Below are 17,491 nucleotides of genomic sequence, written 5' to 3' on the forward strand. Positions count from 1 at the left end.
ATCGATAAGTCAACATCAACTCACTGCGTTCGTTGTGTTTCCTTTATCTCATTCCGGAGTGCTCCAGTTTGTACGTCGCTAAACGGGCGCTTGCGCCTTTGTTCATTTAGGATAAGTTAAAATAAAACTGTGGGTGAAAGAAAAACTTTTTATAAATAGTATGTACTATTTATTTAATTGTGTTATACTTTATAAAAAGTTTCTCGATATCCTTCCGCTAAAATCTATCAATCTGAGGAGAAGAAGGATGTTAAAAAAATTAAAATACTATGATTACACCTTAATCATTACACCATTGTTCTTAACAGCATTCGGCCTAGTGATGATCTATAGCGCCAGTATGGTGACCGCGGTAGTGGATGGGCTGGAGAGTACATATTATTTAAAACGGCAAGCAGTCTGGTTCGGTTTCGGCTTCTTTGGATTTCTGGTTACTTGTATATTTCCTTATAAGTATTATCAGAAATTGATGAAGTTTATTGTTATAGGTGTTCTCATCATGCTAGTTAGTGTTATTTTATTTGGAACGAATGTAAATAACGCTCAATCGTGGATTAAGATTGGACCAATGAGTTTACAACCTGCCGAGTTTGCCAAGATTGCACTGATTATGTACCTTGCTTCCGTATACTCCAAGAAGCAAGCTTATATTGATAAATTTACGACCGGTGTACTCCCTCCGTTAATTTTAACCGGTGTATTCATCGGTTTAATTATTATCCAACCGGATATCGGTACATCTTCCATTATCTTTTTGATCGCCTGTTCTATAATCATTAGTTCAGGTATCCGCTGGAAGCATTTAAGTATTTTAATAGCTTTCGGAATGGGACTTTTACTCCTTGTTGCACCGTCTATGGTGACAGACGAGAGGATTTCCCGCTTTACCGGGGCATACAAGCCATTTGAAACACCAGATTCAGATGGATACCAATTAATCCAATCTTATGTAGCGATTGGAGTTGGTGGGCTTACTGGAGAGGGACTTGGACAAAGTGTACAGAAATTGGGTTATTTAACACAGGCGCATACTGATTTTATCATGGCTATCGTCGCTGAAGAACTTGGATTCGTTGGTGTAGTTATCGTAATAGGCTTACTTGCTGTCATTGTACTTAGGGGCTTCTTTATTTCAAGGAAATGTACAGACAGCTTTGGTGCACTGCTTGCCATTGGTATTTCTTCGATGGTCGGAATCCAGGCTTTCGTTAACCTAGGTGCTATTAGCGGGCTGATGCCGATTACTGGAGTTACCTTACCATTTATTAGTTATGGCGGTACTTCATTGTTAGTATTGCTTATCTCCATGGGTGTTCTAAACAACATTGCAATGAATGTGAGAAGAAAGGAACATGAGACAGAGAATCAACAAGATAATGCAGATAGAAAAATAAAACAACTAAACAGAGGTGGGAAACATGGTAAATTTAAAGCATATTAAGAAAGTCTTAGTAGCAAACCGAGGGGAAATAGCAATCAGAGTATTCCGGGCGTGTAATGAGCTCGGAATCCGAACGGTAGCTGTTTATTCAAAAGAAGACCTAGGTTCGCTTCACCGTTTTAAAGCAGATGAAGCATACTTAATCGGGGAAGATATGAAGCCAATCGATGCATATCTTGATATTGAAGGCATTATCGAACTTGCCAAAGAAAAAAATATCGATGCGATTCATCCGGGTTACGGTTTTTTATCCGAAAACATTGAATTCGCTAAACGTTGTGAAGAGGAAGGTATTATCTTCATTGGTCCGAAAAGCAAGCATTTAGATATGTTTGGGGATAAGGTGAAAGCTCGCGAACAGGCAGTGAACGCAGATATCCCTGTCATACCTGGAAGCGGAGCTGTACATAGTATAGAAGAAGTTCTTACCTTTGGTGAAAAATATGGTTACCCAATCATCATTAAAGCAACTCTTGGTGGTGGCGGTCGGGGAATGCGGGTCGTAAATAGCCCAGAAGAAGTTTCCGAGGCGTATGATCGCACGAAATCTGAAGCGAAGACGGCATTTGGTGATGATGAGATTTATGTAGAAAAATTGTTAACGAATCCAAAACATATTGAAGTTCAGATTCTAGGAGATAGCCATGGTGATATCGTCCATCTTTATGAACGGGATTGTTCGATTCAGCGTAGACACCAAAAATTGATAGAAGTTGCTCCAAGTCTTACTTTATCAGATGAACTGCGCGAGGAAATTTGCGAGGCGGCAGTGAACCTAATGCGTAATGTAGATTACCTCAATGCCGGAACAGTCGAGTTCCTTGTTTCAGAAGGCGAGTTCTATTTCATTGAAGTAAATCCGCGTGTCCAAGTGGAACATACAATTACAGAGATGATTACTGGGATTGATATTGTGCAGACGCAAATCTTAATCGCGGATGGTTACGGCTTACATGGAGGAGAAATTCAAGTTCCAAAACAAGAAGATATTATTACGGATGGATATGCGATCCAGTCAAGAGTCACAACAGAAGATCCGTTAAATAACTTTATGCCTGATACTGGAAAGATTCTTGCTTACCGGACAGGGGGCGGGTTTGGCGTAAGACTTGATGCAGGAAATGGTTTCTCAGGGGCAATCATCAGCCCGCATTATGATTCTCTGCTAGTTAAGGTGTCGACATGGGCGAAATCATATGAACAAGCCATTATGAAGATGGTACGTAACCTTAAAGAATTCCGAATTCGCGGAATAAAAACGAATGTGCAGTTTTTGGAAAAAGTAATGCACCACAAACAATTTATCACGGGGGACTATGATACAACCTTTGTTGATAAAACACCGGGACTATTTGAATTCAGAAAATCAAGAGACCGTGCAACAAGAATGCTTAATTATATTGGGGATATCACAATCAATGGAGTGGACGGTGCAGCAAAAGTAGAAAAGCCGGAATTTTCTAAGCTGCTGATCCCTCAAGTCGATCATCACGCCCCATTCCCTGACGGCACAAAGCAAATATTAGATGAAAAAGGCCCTGAAGCGTTAGCGGACTGGGTGAAAGATCAGAAAGAAGTTCTCTTAACAGACACGACTTTCCGTGATGCCCACCAGTCATTACTAGCAACTCGGATTCGCACGAAGGATCTCGTACAAGTTGCTGAACCAACAGCGAAAATTCAACCGAACTTATTTTCTGTTGAAATGTGGGGAGGAGCAACTTTTGACGTTGCCTATCGCTTCTTAAAAGAAGATCCTTGGGTACGCCTTGAGCAATTACGGGAACAAATGCCGAATGTTCTATTCCAGATGTTGCTGCGTGCAAGTAATGCAGTTGGTTATAAGAACTACCCGGATAATTTAATCCATGCATTTGTTGAGAAGAGTGCAGAAAAAGGTATTGATGTATTCCGTATTTTTGACAGTTTAAACTGGTTTGAAGGGATGAAGCTCGCTATCGAATCAGTTCGAAACAATAATAAGATTGCAGAGGCTGCAATGTGCTACACCGGTAATATGCTAGATAAAGGTCGATCAAAGTACGATTTGGATTACTATGTGAGCTTGGCAAAACAGTTGGAAGATGCCGGTGCTCATATTTTAGCAATTAAAGATATGGCCGGACTATTGAAGCCTGAAGCAGCATATCAGTTAATTTCAACATTGAAAGAAAAGACAGATTTACCAATCCACTTACATACACACGATACAAGTGGAAATGGAATATATATGTATGCACGAGCAGTAGATGCCGGTGTAGATATTGTTGACGTTGCGAATGGTCCGCTCGCAGGGATGACTTCGCAACCAAGTGGACAGACGCTTTATCATGCACTAGAAGGACATGTTCGTCAGCCTGAAATGAATATCGATGCAGTGGAAGAACTCTCGCATTATTGGGAAGGGATTCGGGAATATTACAGTGATTTTGAAAGCGGGATGAAGTCACCTCACACTGAAATCTATAACCATGAGATGCCTGGCGGGCAATATAGTAATTTACAGCAGCAGGCTAAAGCGGTTGGTCTTGGGGACCGCTGGAATGAAGTTAAGAAAACATTCCGTCTCGTTAACGATATGTTTGGTGATATCGTGAAAGTAACACCATCTTCTAAAATAGTTGGTGATATGGCACTATTCATGGTACAGAATGATCTCTCGGAACAAGATGTGTATGAAAAAGGGCACCAGATTGACTTCCCGGAATCTGTCATTGAGTTTGCAGCCGGATATATCGGCCAGCCTTATCAAGGTTTCCCAGAAAAATTACAGAAAGTCATTTTAAAGGATAAGGAACCGATTTCTGTCCGTCCTGGTGAATTGCTTGAGCCAGTTGACTTTGAAGCTTTAAAAGAAGAATTGGAGAAAAAGCTAGAGCAATCCGTTACTGATCAAGACGTGATTGCATATGCACTTTATCCGAAAGTATTTCTTGACTATAAAGATTTCACGGATACTTATGGCGATATGTCTGTTCTCGATACACCGACATTTTTCTATGGTATGAAGCTTGGTGAAGTGATTGATGTGACAATTGAAGAAGGGAAAACATTGATTATTAATCTTGTTTCCATTTCTGAACCGAAACCCGACGGTACCCGTGTGATCTATTTTGAACTAAATGGTCAGACCCGTGAAATTCAAATTAAAGATAAAAGTATTCGTTCATCCGTTGCCTTTAGACCAAAAGTGGAGAAAGGGAATGAGAAGCATATTGGTGCAACGATGCCTGGTACAGTTTTAAGTGTAAACTGTAAGAAGGGCGATCAGGTGAAGAAAGGCGACCATCTCCTTACAACAGAAGCAATGAAGATGGAAACAAGTATTCAAGCGCCGTTTGGTGGAACCATTAAAGATGTCTATGTAAAAGACGGCTCTGTCATTGAAGTTGACGATATTTTAATCGAATTTGAATAAAACAAAAAAACATCGCTCCAATTCAGGAGCGATGTTTTTGTTTTAAGAAATAACTGTATTTGTGTGGTTAGGCTGTTCGTGCATTTCTCTTGCTGCACTCCGGTTTGATAACAGAAGATAGTAACTTAGCATTCCGAAATAACAAGAAATGAATAGAGCGTGTGCAAGTGTTGCGTATAGGCTAAGCATCGTAAAGACACTTAACGCACCAGACAGAGCTTGTAATACAATAAGCGAAAGTGCTATCGCCCAACCGCCTACCATGACTTTAGAGTGTTTATATTCTTTAATAATTTTAACGAACAACACAATCATCCAAAGGAACAAAATGATTGCGCTCAAACGATGTCCCATTTGTACCCATTGCTGGAAGTTATAACTCGCAAAACCGCCAGGATTATTATTGTAGCAGAAGGGGACATCTGGACAAACGAGACTGGACTCGGTATGGCGGACAAGCGCCCCTGTATAGACGACAGCGAGTGTATAAATCGTAAGCGCAATAAATTCGATTCGATGCTTTTTCTTAATGATGAGCGATTCTGTATCCCACTTCTTGTCGGTTTCAAAAATAAGTAGCATAAGCAGGAATACAGTAGCAAACGAAATGAGTGAAATTCCGAAGTGTAATGCAAGCACAAAGTCTGATTGTCCCCATACAACAGCAGCTGCACCGATTAGTGCTTGTAAAAATAGAAAGACAACTGAACTGATGGAAAGGAATTTAACTTCACGGATATGACCGATTTTTCTCCATGCTAGAATTGCTAATAATACAACGATAATTCCCATCGAACCGGATACTAAGCGGTGACTGAGTTCGATAATCATCTCGAAGTTGAATTCAGATGGTATTAATTGTCCTTCACAAAGTGGCCAGCTATCTCCACAGCCATCTGCTGAACCGGTCTTTGTAACTAGTGCACCACCTAAAAGTACAAAGATCATCCCGATTGTCGCAACAACGGATAACCATTTTAAAAGTTTCATGATATTTTAAGCCTCACTTCTTCTTAGTATATGTATACACTTTATAACGTTTATAATAATATTTTACGGGAACAATATCAAAGAAATATACCCTTAGTTGAAATTCGTCATTAATTTGTAACAGTATTCAACATAAAAGTAGTATTTACCATTCAAATAGTAAAAAATACTTGCAATGTGGGGCGTAGTTTGCTAGAAATAGTATGAGGGCCGAGTGGGTTATACTTCCGGATGAGAGAAATTCTAAAATAATGATTTGATTTAATTATCCAAAGTCATCCAGTCAATAATTATTTTATTTAAATAGTAATTATTGGTTAGATAGAATTTTATTTGATTCCATGATACAATAAAAGTAATTATCGGCTATATTTGTCATGTGTAAAACTAGCTATGGTAATGAAAATCTTGGCTTTTTCGAAAAAAGGGGGGAAATGAGAATGAACAAGGTGGAAACGCCGTATACAGATGTAGTAAGTGACACCGCAATTCCTGCCAAAAGAAATATGAGAAGTACGGTGCAAGCTGTTAAAGCTCTTATCAAAATCGGAATTGTCAATTCAAATTTAATAACTGTTATTGCTGGTTTTTGGTTGGCTATATACATACATGGTCTGACGTTCAGTGAACATATCGGTACGCTGATTATGACCTTAATCGGTAGTGGTTTAGTAATCGCCGGTGGGGCTATCCTAAATAACTGGTATGATGTTGATATAGATCCGAAAATGACCCGGACAAAGACAAGGCCAACTGTAACAGGGCTATTTTCGCTTAGAGCAGTCCTGATATCTGGAATCGTCACAACGATTATTGGGTTAGGGATTCTTTTTCTGTTTACAAATGCTTATGCCGCATTATTTGCCTTTATCGGTTGGTTTGTTTACATTGTGTTATATACGATGTGGACGAAACGGAAGTATACATTAAATACGATAGTGGGCTGTATTTCAGGAGCAATGCCGCCACTGATTGGGTGGTTTGCAATTACTCCAGAGCTACATATTTTTCCGGTTGGACTATTTTTAATCATGTTTATATGGCAGACACCGCATTTCCTTGCTCTTGCTATGAAGAAGATGGACGAATATAAAGAGGCTGGTGTTCCAATGCTTCCAGTCGTCTATGGATTTAGCATAACGAAGCGGCAAATTATTGTATACATTGCGTGTCTATTACCGTTGCCATTATTGCTTACATCACTCGGTACGACATTTGTCGTTATCGCTACCGCACTAAATATTGGATGGTTAATTCTAGCTCTTACAGGATTATTTGTTAAAGACGATTTGAAATGGGCAAACAGAATATTTGTTTTTTCTTTGAATTATCTCGTCATCCTGTTCCCGCTCATGGTTATTGTAACGCTCCCAATATTTAATTAACTATTGTCCTTAAATATAAAATTAATATATAAGGAAACAACAACAAGAAGAAAGAGAGGTATGAACACATGAAAAGATGGATGGGAAAATTTAAAGCACTCATGCTTTTTACTTTCTTAGCAATCCTATTAGCAGGGTGTGGAAAAGAGAATTTAACTTCCCTTAATCCTAAGGGCTATGGGGCAGATATAACATTAGATCTAATTCTTTATATTACATTCATCATGATTGGTGTTTTTGTAGTTGTAATGGTGATCTATACGATTGTATTGATCCGTTACCGTGAAAAGAAGGGTCAAGAGAATGAAATTCCAGTACAGGTGGAAGGGAATACGAAGTTAGAGATTGTGTGGACTGTAATTCCAATCATTCTTGTTATTATTATTTTGGTCCCTACAATTTACTTCACCTTTGATCTCGCGGATACGTCAGAGGCAAGTTCATCGATTAATATTGATGTAACAGGTAACCAGTATTGGTGGCATTTTGAGTATCAAGATGAAGAAGTCGCGACAAGTCAGGACTTGTATATTCCAACTGGAGAAAAAGTATACTTGAATATGATTTCATCAGACGTAATTCACTCATTCTGGGTGCCTTCAATATCTGGGAAAATGGACGTTAACCCGGAAAACGTGAATACAATGTTCATTGAAGCTTATGAAGAAGGAGTTTACTGGGGTAAATGTGCCGAGCTTTGTGGACCATCCCACTCGCTGATGGACTTCAAAGTAATTGCAGTAAGTCCAGAAGAGTATGAACAGTGGATCACAGACATGCAAAACGTTGATCCTGAAGAGGTACCGGACGATGCAGTTGCACAGGAAGGTCAAGACCTATTCCAAAATAACTGTATGGGATGTCACGCGCTTGGATCTGCACCATCTGGTGTTGGACCAAACTTGACTAACTTTGGTGACCGTACACACTTTGTAGGATATCTTGAACCGACAAAAGAGAATCTTGTTAAGTGGATTACAGATCCAGAGTCAATTAAGCCTGGTAACCTAATGACGGGTACGTATGATGTGACAGAAGAAGAAGCTGATAAGATAGCAGAGTATTTAATGCAGCTTCAGCCTTCTGAAATAACCCCTGAGAGTGCTGGGGGCCTTATCGACTAATAATATTAATTAAGGGATGGAAGACACAAGAGGGAGGTTAAAGCTTTGAGTACTACTACTCAAAAAAGAAGCTTGGGAACCGTGATTTGGGATTACATGACCACCGTTGACCATAAAAAGGTCGGAGTATTATATTTGCTTTTCGGTGGGATATTCTTCCTAATGGCCGGATTACAAGCATTAATTATTCGAACTCAGTTAATGACACCAGAAAACGACTTTGTTTCTGCTGGCTTATATAATGAATTGATTACGATGCATGGAACGAACATGTTATTCCTTGCAGCAATGCCGTTGTTCTTCGGCTTAATGAACTATGTTATGCCACTTCAAATTGGAGCTCGTGATTTGGCATTTCCTTTCTTGAACGGTTTAGGTGTTTGGCTATTTATCTTTGGTGGACTCTTAATGAACTCGAGTTGGTTTTTTGGAGGAGCACCAGATGCAGGGTGGACAAACTACGCCCCACTTTCCGTACAATCACCTGGACATGGTATAAACTTCTATGTATTGGGACTGCAGCTAGCAGGTGCAGGAACAATTATGACAGGGATTAACTTTATAGCAACGATTGTATTAATGCGTGGACCAGGGATGACATATATGAGAATGCCGTTATTTACATGGACAACATTAGTAACAAGTATTCTTATTTTATTTGCTTTCCCAGCATTTACAATTGCGCTATTCTTAATGCAGTTTGACCGTATGTTTGATTCTGCTTTCTTTGATATTGCTTTAGGTGGTAACTCGGTTATCTGGCAACACTTATTCTGGATAATGGGTCACCCTGAAGTTTATATTTTGGTTCTTCCCGCATTCGGGATATTTAGTGAAGTCATCCCGACATTCTCGAAGAAACGACTATTTGGTTATACCGCGATGGTTTTCGCTACATTCCTAATCGCATTTTTAGGATTCATGGTTTGGGCGCACCATATGTTTACTGTAGGCCTAGGACCAGTAGCTAACGCTCTTTTCGCAATTGGTACGATGGCGATTGCCGTGCCAACGGGAATCAAGATATTCAACTGGCTCCTCACAATGTGGGGCGGTAGTATTAAGATAACTACTCCGATGCTTTATGCACTTGGATTTATTCCATCTTTCACAATTGGTGGGATGACAGGTGTTATGCTTGGTTCAACAGTTGCGGACTATCAGTTCCATGACACGTATTTCGTAGTTGCGCACTTCCACTACGTTATAATTGGTGGATCAGTATTTGGTATACTAGCGGCAGTACACTATTGGTGGCCGTTGATGTTCAACCGGATGTTAAGTGAGAAGTTAGGTAAACTTGAATTTTGGCTGTTCTTTTCTGGTTTCCATTTAACATTCTTCATTCAGCATTTCTTAGGACTAATGGGTATGCCACGTCGCTACTGGGTATTCCTAGAGAATCAAGAACTGGATTTAGGAAACTTAATCAGTACGTTAGGTTCTTACTTGATGGGTCTAGCAGTAATTGTGTTATTAATTAATGTTGTGACCTCATACTTCAAAGGTCCAGCACCAAGAGACCCGTGGGATGGAAGATCATTAGAGTGGTCAGTACCGAATCCAACGCCTTACTATAACTTTAAATACACACCATTAACTCGTGGATTAGACCCACTGTGGATTGAAAAAATGGAAGGTGATGGTAAGATAAAACCAGCTGAACCATTACATGACATTCATATGCCACATGGTTCAATACTTCCATTTCTAATCAGTCTTGGATTTACAATTGCATCGTTTGGTTTTATTTACCAGTTAGATGGTCCACATGGCAGGATATTAATTTACATCGGTATGGCATTTGCTATCGGTTGTATGATTGTTCGATCATTGAAAGATGACTATGGTTATAACATCCCCAAAGAAGAACTTGAAAAGGAGGATGATTAAGATGAGTCACCAGGAAGCAATTGGCAGGAATGCACATAAAATAGATCCAAATAATATTCCTGCAGAGCCTGCGAGGGCTACAGCAGAGGGTAAACATAAACACCTCGGTATATGGATTTTCCTTGGGAGTGAAACGGTTCTTTTTGCAAGTTTGTTCGGGACATATATCGCGCTTAAAAACTCTACTGCTGGCGGACCGACGACACAAGAATTATATGGTCTTGAACTTGTATTCTTAATGACACTTCTTTTACTTACAAGTTCTTTAACGAGTGTTTATGCAATTTACCATATGAAGAATAACAACTTTAAGAAAATGCAATTATGGATGGGTATCACTGGGTTACTAGGACTCGCATTCTTAGGTTGTGAAATTTATGAGTTCGCTCATTATATTACAGATTACGGCTTTACTTTCCGCTCTTCTGCGTTTGGTTCAGCTTTCTATGCGTTAGTCGGTTTCCACGGAGGACACGTTATTTTCGGTTTGAGCTGGTTAATCGTATTGATGGCACGTAATGCAAAACGCGGATTGGACACATATAACGCTCCGAAGTACAATACATTTGCATTGTACTGGCACTTTATTGACGTTGTATGGGTGTTCATCTTTACAGTCGTATATCTAATGGGGATGGTGGGTTAAAATGACAGAAAATACTACGCCTAACAAACTCGATTCTTACCGTAAACAAGAAAGTAAAGATGAGATGAAAATCCAAGTAATTAGCTTTGTTTCAATGATTGTATTTACCGTCATTGCATTCGCTCTTGTTGGAACGCAGTTAATGACTGGTTCGTATTTAAGTATCTTGCTAGTTGTCCTGGCAATCGTGCAGGCGATGTTCCAATTCTTATATTTTATGCATTTGAAAGATAAGGGCCATGGACCAGCTTCTGCATCAATCTACGGAGGAATGTTAATTGCATTTCTAACTATCCTTGGATTAGGAGTTATTACTTGGTGGTAAAATTAAAAAAAGATCGGGAGAGTATTCCCGATCTTTTTTTGCGAATTTCGTCACATTTTTATTAAATTCTCATGAAAATATGGTATATAATAAGTGAATAAACCTTTTTATGGAGTGACTATATATGTGGTTAGAATTACAAATCTTCGGCTTTAGAGCTTTGTGGAGTCCATATTTCTTTACATTCTGTGTACTGCTAGGAGTTATTTATTATTTAGCAACAGGCCCTTACCGCCATAAATTCGGTGGAACAGAAAAGCCTACGATAAAGCAACATATTTTGATGTATACAGCTTTATTTCTTTTATATGTAGCTAAAGGTTCGCCAATTGATTTATTATCTCATATAATGTTTAGTGCGCATATGATACAGATGGTAATATATCTGCTTATCTTTCCAATCCTTGCCATTAAAGGACTTCCATTATGGGTTTGGGAAAAGGTTCTAAGAAACAATATCTTAGGTCCAATTATTCGACTACTCACAAAGCCGATTATTTCTCTGCTTTTATTTAATGGATTGTTTTCTATCTACCATATACCAGTTGTCTTTGATTTTTCAAAGTCGGCTCCAGTATGGCATTTCGTTATTCATGGTATTTTATTGATTGCTGCTTTTATCGTGTTTATTCCACTGTTATTACCATTTAAGGAAATAAATACGATGACTCCTTTATTGAAAGTCGGCTATATCTTTGCTAATGGTGTATTGATAACTCCGGCTTGTGTCTTGATTATCTTTACGAAAACACCTGCTTATGAAGCTTATTTGGCAGGAGGTGCATGGTTACAATCATTAGCAATCTGTGTACCTGGTGATGTGCTTGACGGAATCGAATTAGCTCTTTCCGGGCCTGAAATGTTTTCACCATTAAGTACGATAAACGACCAGCAATTCGGTGGTGTTATTATGAAAACACTGCAAGAAGTCGTTTATTTATCATTAATGATACGAGTATTCTTTGGTTGGTTCCGGGAGAAATCAAGAGACGTCGACCCAGTTAGTGTAGAAGTAAATTAAATTATATAAAATAATACAGTAGTGCGATTTTAAAAAAATCAGGTCAACTATTTTGATAGCTGACCTGATTTTTTAATTACCTTTTTCTTGAGCGAGTGGTTTTAATTCATTGGCTAAATTTGTAAGCAATGTTTGCGCACGTTCCACGAGTGATTCTGGGAAGTTCTCTTCTTCCCCATACTCGATTCCATGTGGATAATAATGCTTACCGAGTAAAGGAGTTAATAGTTTGATCACCGCATCTCTGCGATCTACATCGCCACTTGTCGCATAACCTTGAACACGGATATAATATGTAATATTTTTTTCATTGGAACCAATTTTGTAATCATATGTTACCCGTTCATAGTCCCACTGTCCAGCGCGGATAAAGGCATGTTGCCCCGTAATTTTATCAAGCGGTTTCAAGTCCATTACTAAACCATCAATTCCAGTGTTTTCAATTCTCATTTTTTTCACCCCTAATAATTGTCCACTTTATTTAATCATAGTATGAATAGAAATAATTTGCAATGAAAAACCTGTCCACTTAAAAAGGATTATAATTAGAATTAATAGGGAAAACATTGAATGTATCATACTATATCTTCATAGACTGTAATATATCATAATAGAGGGGCTGTACCGATGCGTATATTACGAAGTTTAGTACTACTTACTATCGTTGTTATTCTTGCTTTTTATTGGATAGAACAAGACGAACTGAATAGTCAAGAAAAAGTGGAGTCACAAGCAGTTGAAAAAGCCCTTATGCTGCAAGCAAAGTCAGCACCTGTCCTCACAGCGAGTAAACAAGTGTTACAGGGGGATTTATACCATTGGATTGGAAAACCCATAGAAGAGCTCGAACAGGAGATGGGCGAGCCTGTACGGAAGGATTTGAGCGCTTACGGGTACATATGGTGGGTTTACACGAACGAAAGTGATTACTATATCCAATTCGGAATAGAAGATGACCATGTGCAAACCATTTATGCTATTGGGAATGGTTTATCATTAGAGCCGATTCAACTTGGAGCATCTTATGAATCAATTAGAGAAGAGTTTCCGTTCAAGGAAGAAGTCGGTTATACAGACGGTTACGCAACTTATACATTCCGTATGACAGCAGAAGATATGATCCAGCGACCTTTAGTAAAGATTTCCGACGATTTATTCATGCAATTTTACTTTGATACGTTTACAAATGAATTGTCATCTGTTCGTCTTATGGAAGCGGACGTCTTATTACGCCATCAACCATATGAAGTTGTCTACCGCGGTCCGCTTCCAGCTAAACCAGATCTTACAGATAATGAATGGAGTCAAGTGGAAAAGGGGATGGAACAACAAATTTTCAATATAAGTAACGTGCTAAGGAACCGTTTTGATAAATCATCATTGGAATGGGAAGAAGATGTAAGCGGTGTGGCATACAACCATAGTAAAGATATGAATGATAATAATTATTTTTCCCATTATAGTTTGAATGGAGATGGATTGAAAGAAAGACTAGAAATTACAGGGTTACTTTATATATCTGCTGGGGAAAATATTGCAGCACAATACCCGGATGCCCCAGCTGCAGTAGAAGGTTGGTTAAATAGTGATGGCCACCGGGAAGCACTGCTTCAGGAAGAATATACTCACCTAGGAGTAGGAGTTTATCGCTTCTACTATACACAGAACTTTTTAGCAAAGCCGATGTAACTCGGCTTTTTCTTTTTGCTTTCGTTAAACCGTATACTTTTTCAGCGTAAGTGATTTGCTCGTCTTCAGACTGGCGCTCTAATCGCCGTTTAGTTGCCCGGTGGAGTGGATTTTTATTAATGGAAATATTCCACCATTATCTTACCATAATGAGCGTTTGCTTCTGAAATAATAAATAGTGTTCCAAATTAGACATACACTCTGATTGCAAAAGTTGAGTTGGTTATAAGCTTTTGAACAGTTCATGCCTATTTGCATATTTTAATAATATACGAATATCTAATTGCAAATGAGGTGAGTGATAATGGCAGAAGAATCTAATGTGGAGCTTAACCGGTTCAAATCATTTCTAAACAGCCACCCAAAATTAGTCCGTAAAATCCGTAAAGATGGAAAGAGCTGGCAAGAAATCTATGAGCAATGGGTTCTTCTCGGTGAAGATGACATCCACTGGGAACAATATAAGGAAGAAACTGATGAAAAAAATAAAAGCGGTGAAGAGAAGAACCAGACATTTTCTAAACTTGACTTAAAACCTGACTTTATAAAGCAAATTTTAAAATATACAGAAACGGTAGATGTGAATAAGCTTCAAGAACAGGTACAGCAACTAAGTAATACAATTGCAACGGTACAAGAAATAGTCGATATATACAAAAAACCACCGGCACAAGAGAATAGAACTAGACAGCCTTTTGATTGGTTTAGAGACTAGGGGGGAAGTACATGGAACAGGCAGTTTACCTCTATTTACGTGAGCAGCCGAAATTGCTTGAGTTTATCAGACGACAACCAATATGGTATCGATATTTACTTAGGGAGGGAGCAAAGGTACTTCCAGAACTTGAGAAGGAAGCTAAAGTGTTCTATGGTCAAACTTTCTCCGGCAGGTTAAATCGTGTGAGTGATCAAGTCCAAATGGCTTCTATGTTGATTAATGTTGCTAACATTTTAAAAGATTAGTGCCGTTTTATTTTCATAAATCCAATTAAATGTTAAAATCAGGGTGGAGGTGTTAAAATGATTGCGACAATGGAGTATGTAACCATTTTAGATGATGCGGAAGAGCTTGGAAGAGTAGTTTTCGATTCTGATGTAATGCGAGACTATCTTGAGAAAAAAGCATCGTTAGAACAAGATAAAGAAGCGCAAAAGCTAGTAAAAGCTTTTAACGATATAAAAGAACATTATGATGATATACAACGGTTCGGACGTTATCATCCTGATTATCAAGAAATAATGAAGAAAGTCCGCTCAACAAAACGGGCGATGGATATGCATGAAAGTGTTGCCGCTTTTAAAGTGGCTGAACGGAATATGCAAAGTTTATTAGATGAAATTAGCGAAGTGATCGCCTTTAGCGTCAGCAATCAAATAAAAGTACCGAAAGATGGAGCACTTCTAACCGATAGTGGCTGTAGTTCTTGTGGAAGTGGCGGCAGTTGTGGCTGCGCGTCTTAATGATAAATTTACTTTTCATTATTTCCTTTTAACACGTATTAACGTTCTGTAATACCCCCTCCTCTAAACATGAGGGAAACACAATATGTGAAGGTGGGGGTAAACAGTCCGTAAATTCCTGATTCTGTTCAACTAACATTCATTGGGGAGGTAAGGAATTCCCCAATGAATGAAGTTTCACTTTATAAATATGAAGTAGGTGAAAATCTTGATCCCAAAGCGACAAGGGTTGATTGTATGGTTCCAACATATGAAAAACCTGAAGCATATTAAACGATATGGTAATCTCATCCATGCCTCTAAAAAACATAAATATGCCGTAGTCTATGTTAATCAAGAGGATATTGAAACGATTGAGAAAAAGCTTCTCCGGCATTCCTTCGTATCCAAAGTAGACCGGTCGTACAAACCTTTTGTCCGCACAGACTACGAGAATACGAAGCCTGACGAAGCGAAAAAATTTGATTATAAAATGGGTATTTAAGAACAAAGGCGGAAGCGCCCGTTTAGCAACGTACAAACTAGAGCACTCTGGAATGAGATAAAGGAAACACAACGAACGATAGTGAGTTGATGTTGACTTATCGATTGGAGGAGTGTGAAGTTTGATAGTTGTTGGGCGCTGGAGCCGGACGTGGCTAACCCTGAATAACTAAGTTATCACAGCATTTTTATTTTATAGTACTACAACACGAAAAAAAACCTGCAGAACAAACATCTGCAGGTTCTTTTTGTTTTCATGATGAAAACAAAAAGACAAAGGGAGAGGAGAAACCAGAGTAAAACCTACGGGGAAGAATAAGTATACTCTGTTTGAATCAACCAACTAACGTTTAGTTGAATCATTATGCTAGTATGTACAAACAAATAAAAATTATACAATATGAAAAAAATAACATATCTATCTACCCCTAGAATATGAAACAGCCAACTACTGATTTCACTAATTGTTAATAATAAGTAAAGATAAGTTTAATTATTTTTGGTTTTGTGGTAGGATAATGTCGAATCGTCGAATTGGAGTGACCGCCATGAGAGTAATAGCCGGAAAACGAAAAGGACAGGCATTAAAAGCTGTTCCCGGTAATGAAACAAGACCAACAACAGATAAAATCAAAGAAGCGATCTTCCAATCCATCGGCCCGTTTTTTGATGGGGGACATGTATTGGATTTATTTGCCGGCAGTGGCTCCCTCGGAATCGAAGCGCTCAGCCGTGGAATGGACCAAGCAATATTTGTTGATAAGCAAGGAAAAGCAATACATACAATCAAAGAAAACTTAAAAACGGTGAAAATGGCTAATCAAGCAGAAGTATATCGGGCTGATGCAAAACGCGCCTTGAAGGCAGCAGCAAAGCGCGGACTTGTCTTTGACTTAATCCTGCTTGACCCGCCGTACGGAAAGGTAAATCTAATCTCTCTTATTCAAGAGATTATCGAATATGAGCTTATCAGAAAAAATGGTTTACTATACTGTGAACACGATCCACGTGATAAACTGCCGGAAGAAACAGCGAATTTGACGATACAAAAACAAGAAGTTTACAGCAGTACAATTGCAGTAACTATTTACCGTTTTAAATAGGAAGGGGTTAGATCATGTCTAAGTTAGCTATAGTTCCTGGCAGTTTTGATCCATTTACAAATGGACATTTAGATATTGTTGAGCGAGGGGCAAAAACTTTTGATGAAATTCTTGTAACGGTTTTTAATAACCAAGCAAAATCACCGTTGTTCACTGTGGAGGAACGTGTGAATTTAATTAAAGAATCGACAAAACATTTGCCAAACGTAAAAGTAGATTCTTCCGACTTTCTACTTATGGACTATGCTGCCGAAAAAAACGCAAATGCAGTCATTCGTGGTTTACGTGCAATTAGTGATTTTGAGTATGAAATGCAGATTACCTCGATGAACCGGAAATTAAATAAAGATATTGAAACGTTTTTTATAATGACTAATAATCAATTTTCCTTTTTGAGCTCGAGCATGATTAAAGAAGTTGCCCAGTATAATGGTAATATTACCGGGCTTGTACCGGAGATTGTTGAATTGGCATTAAAGAAGAAATTTAATTTTGCATAATGCTTGAGAGCT

17 protein-coding genes are annotated in these 17,491 nt (G+C 38.6%); 15 read left to right on the top strand and 2 right to left on the bottom strand.

What is annotated here, in order from left to right; all coding sequences use genetic code 11:
• Positions 1 to 247: 247 nt before the first annotated feature.
• Entirely contained in the window at positions 248 to 1,441 is a 1,194-nt protein-coding gene (gene ftsW, locus IEX94_RS00690; RefSeq protein WP_188855618.1) for a putative lipid II flippase FtsW, read from the top strand.
• The gene (pyc, locus tag IEX94_RS00695; protein WP_188855619.1) at positions 1,419 to 4,859 is read left to right on the top strand and encodes a pyruvate carboxylase; all 3,441 of its coding nucleotides are present in this window, start codon (positions 1,419 to 1,421) and stop codon (positions 4,857 to 4,859) included. Before ftsW ends, pyc begins: the two co-directional genes overlap by 23 nt.
• A gap of 42 nt (positions 4,860 to 4,901) precedes the next feature.
• On the opposite strand, the gene IEX94_RS00700 is transcribed toward pyc, so the two are convergent.
• Positions 4,902 to 5,852 (bottom strand): COX15/CtaA family protein, encoded by a 951-nt coding sequence (locus tag IEX94_RS00700; RefSeq protein ID WP_188855766.1) that lies wholly within the window; start codon positions 5,850 to 5,852, stop codon positions 4,902 to 4,904.
• Positions 5,853 to 6,289: 437 nt separating this feature from the next.
• On the opposite strand from IEX94_RS00700, the gene cyoE reads away from it, so the two are divergent.
• The 6 genes from cyoE (at position 6,290) to ctaG (ending at position 12,243) form a co-directional block, all read left to right on the top strand.
• On the top strand, positions 6,290 to 7,234 hold the full coding sequence (gene cyoE, locus IEX94_RS00705) for a heme o synthase (protein WP_188855620.1): 945 nt from the start codon (positions 6,290 to 6,292) through the stop codon (positions 7,232 to 7,234).
• A gap of 68 nt (positions 7,235 to 7,302) precedes the next feature.
• On the top strand, positions 7,303 to 8,358 hold the full coding sequence (gene coxB, locus IEX94_RS00710; protein WP_188855621.1) for a cytochrome c oxidase subunit II: 1,056 nt from the start codon (positions 7,303 to 7,305) through the stop codon (positions 8,356 to 8,358).
• Positions 8,359 to 8,454: 96 nt separating this feature from the next.
• On the top strand, positions 8,455 to 10,251 hold the full coding sequence (locus IEX94_RS00715; protein ID WP_188855767.1) for a cytochrome c oxidase subunit I: 1,797 nt from the start codon (positions 8,455 to 8,457) through the stop codon (positions 10,249 to 10,251).
• 1 nt (position 10,252) lies between these two features.
• Positions 10,253 to 10,897: a cytochrome c oxidase subunit 3 gene (locus tag IEX94_RS00720; RefSeq protein WP_188855622.1), complete on the top strand. Its 645-nt coding sequence runs from the start codon at positions 10,253 to 10,255 to the stop codon at positions 10,895 to 10,897.
• A gap of 1 nt (position 10,898) precedes the next feature.
• Positions 10,899 to 11,222, top strand: coding sequence for a cytochrome C oxidase subunit IV family protein (locus IEX94_RS00725; protein WP_156857604.1), 324 nt, complete (start codon positions 10,899 to 10,901; stop codon positions 11,220 to 11,222).
• A 124-nt stretch (positions 11,223 to 11,346) separates the two neighbouring features.
• Positions 11,347 to 12,243 carry a cytochrome c oxidase assembly factor CtaG gene (gene ctaG, locus IEX94_RS00730; RefSeq protein WP_188855623.1) on the top strand — a complete coding sequence of 299 codons (897 nt, stop codon included), beginning with the start codon at positions 11,347 to 11,349 and terminating at the stop codon, positions 12,241 to 12,243.
• A gap of 72 nt (positions 12,244 to 12,315) precedes the next feature.
• Here the strand turns inward: ctaG and IEX94_RS00735 are convergent, their stop codons facing one another.
• Positions 12,316 to 12,693: a YugN family protein gene (locus IEX94_RS00735; protein WP_188855624.1), complete on the bottom strand. Its 378-nt coding sequence runs from the start codon at positions 12,691 to 12,693 to the stop codon at positions 12,316 to 12,318.
• 177 nt (positions 12,694 to 12,870) lie between these two features.
• Here IEX94_RS00735 and IEX94_RS00740 point away from each other — a divergent pair, with 177 nt between their 5' ends.
• From IEX94_RS00740 to coaD, 7 genes are all read left to right on the top strand, one after another.
• Positions 12,871 to 13,932 (top strand): CAP domain-containing protein, encoded by a 1,062-nt coding sequence (locus IEX94_RS00740; RefSeq protein ID WP_188855625.1) that lies wholly within the window; start codon positions 12,871 to 12,873, stop codon positions 13,930 to 13,932.
• Between the two features lie 304 nt (positions 13,933 to 14,236).
• Positions 14,237 to 14,647, top strand: a complete 411-nt coding sequence (gene ylbD / locus IEX94_RS00745) for a spore coat protein YlbD (protein ID WP_188855626.1) — start codon at positions 14,237 to 14,239, stop codon at positions 14,645 to 14,647.
• 11 nt (positions 14,648 to 14,658) lie between these two features.
• Positions 14,659 to 14,895: a YlbE-like family protein gene (locus IEX94_RS00750; protein WP_188855627.1), complete on the top strand. Its 237-nt coding sequence runs from the start codon at positions 14,659 to 14,661 to the stop codon at positions 14,893 to 14,895.
• Positions 14,896 to 14,952: 57 nt separating this feature from the next.
• Positions 14,953 to 15,393 carry a YlbF/YmcA family competence regulator gene (locus IEX94_RS00755; protein ID WP_188855628.1) on the top strand — a complete coding sequence of 147 codons (441 nt, stop codon included), beginning with the start codon at positions 14,953 to 14,955 and terminating at the stop codon, positions 15,391 to 15,393.
• 208 nt (positions 15,394 to 15,601) lie between these two features.
• Complete coding sequence (locus tag IEX94_RS00760) at positions 15,602 to 15,877, top strand: YlbG family protein (protein ID WP_156857610.1); 276 nt, start codon at positions 15,602 to 15,604, stop codon at positions 15,875 to 15,877.
• Positions 15,878 to 16,424: 547 nt separating this feature from the next.
• Positions 16,425 to 16,979, top strand: a complete 555-nt coding sequence (gene rsmD, locus IEX94_RS00765) for a 16S rRNA (guanine(966)-N(2))-methyltransferase RsmD (RefSeq protein WP_229782515.1) — start codon at positions 16,425 to 16,427, stop codon at positions 16,977 to 16,979.
• Positions 16,980 to 16,993: 14 nt separating this feature from the next.
• The gene (gene coaD, locus IEX94_RS00770) at positions 16,994 to 17,479 is read left to right on the top strand and encodes a pantetheine-phosphate adenylyltransferase (protein WP_188855630.1); all 486 of its coding nucleotides are present in this window, start codon (positions 16,994 to 16,996) and stop codon (positions 17,477 to 17,479) included.
• Positions 17,480 to 17,491 lie beyond the last annotated feature (12 nt).

Origin of the sequence: Oceanobacillus indicireducens (assembly GCF_014647195.1) — a bacterium.
GTDB lineage: Bacteria > Bacillota > Bacilli > Bacillales > Amphibacillaceae > Oceanobacillus > Oceanobacillus indicireducens.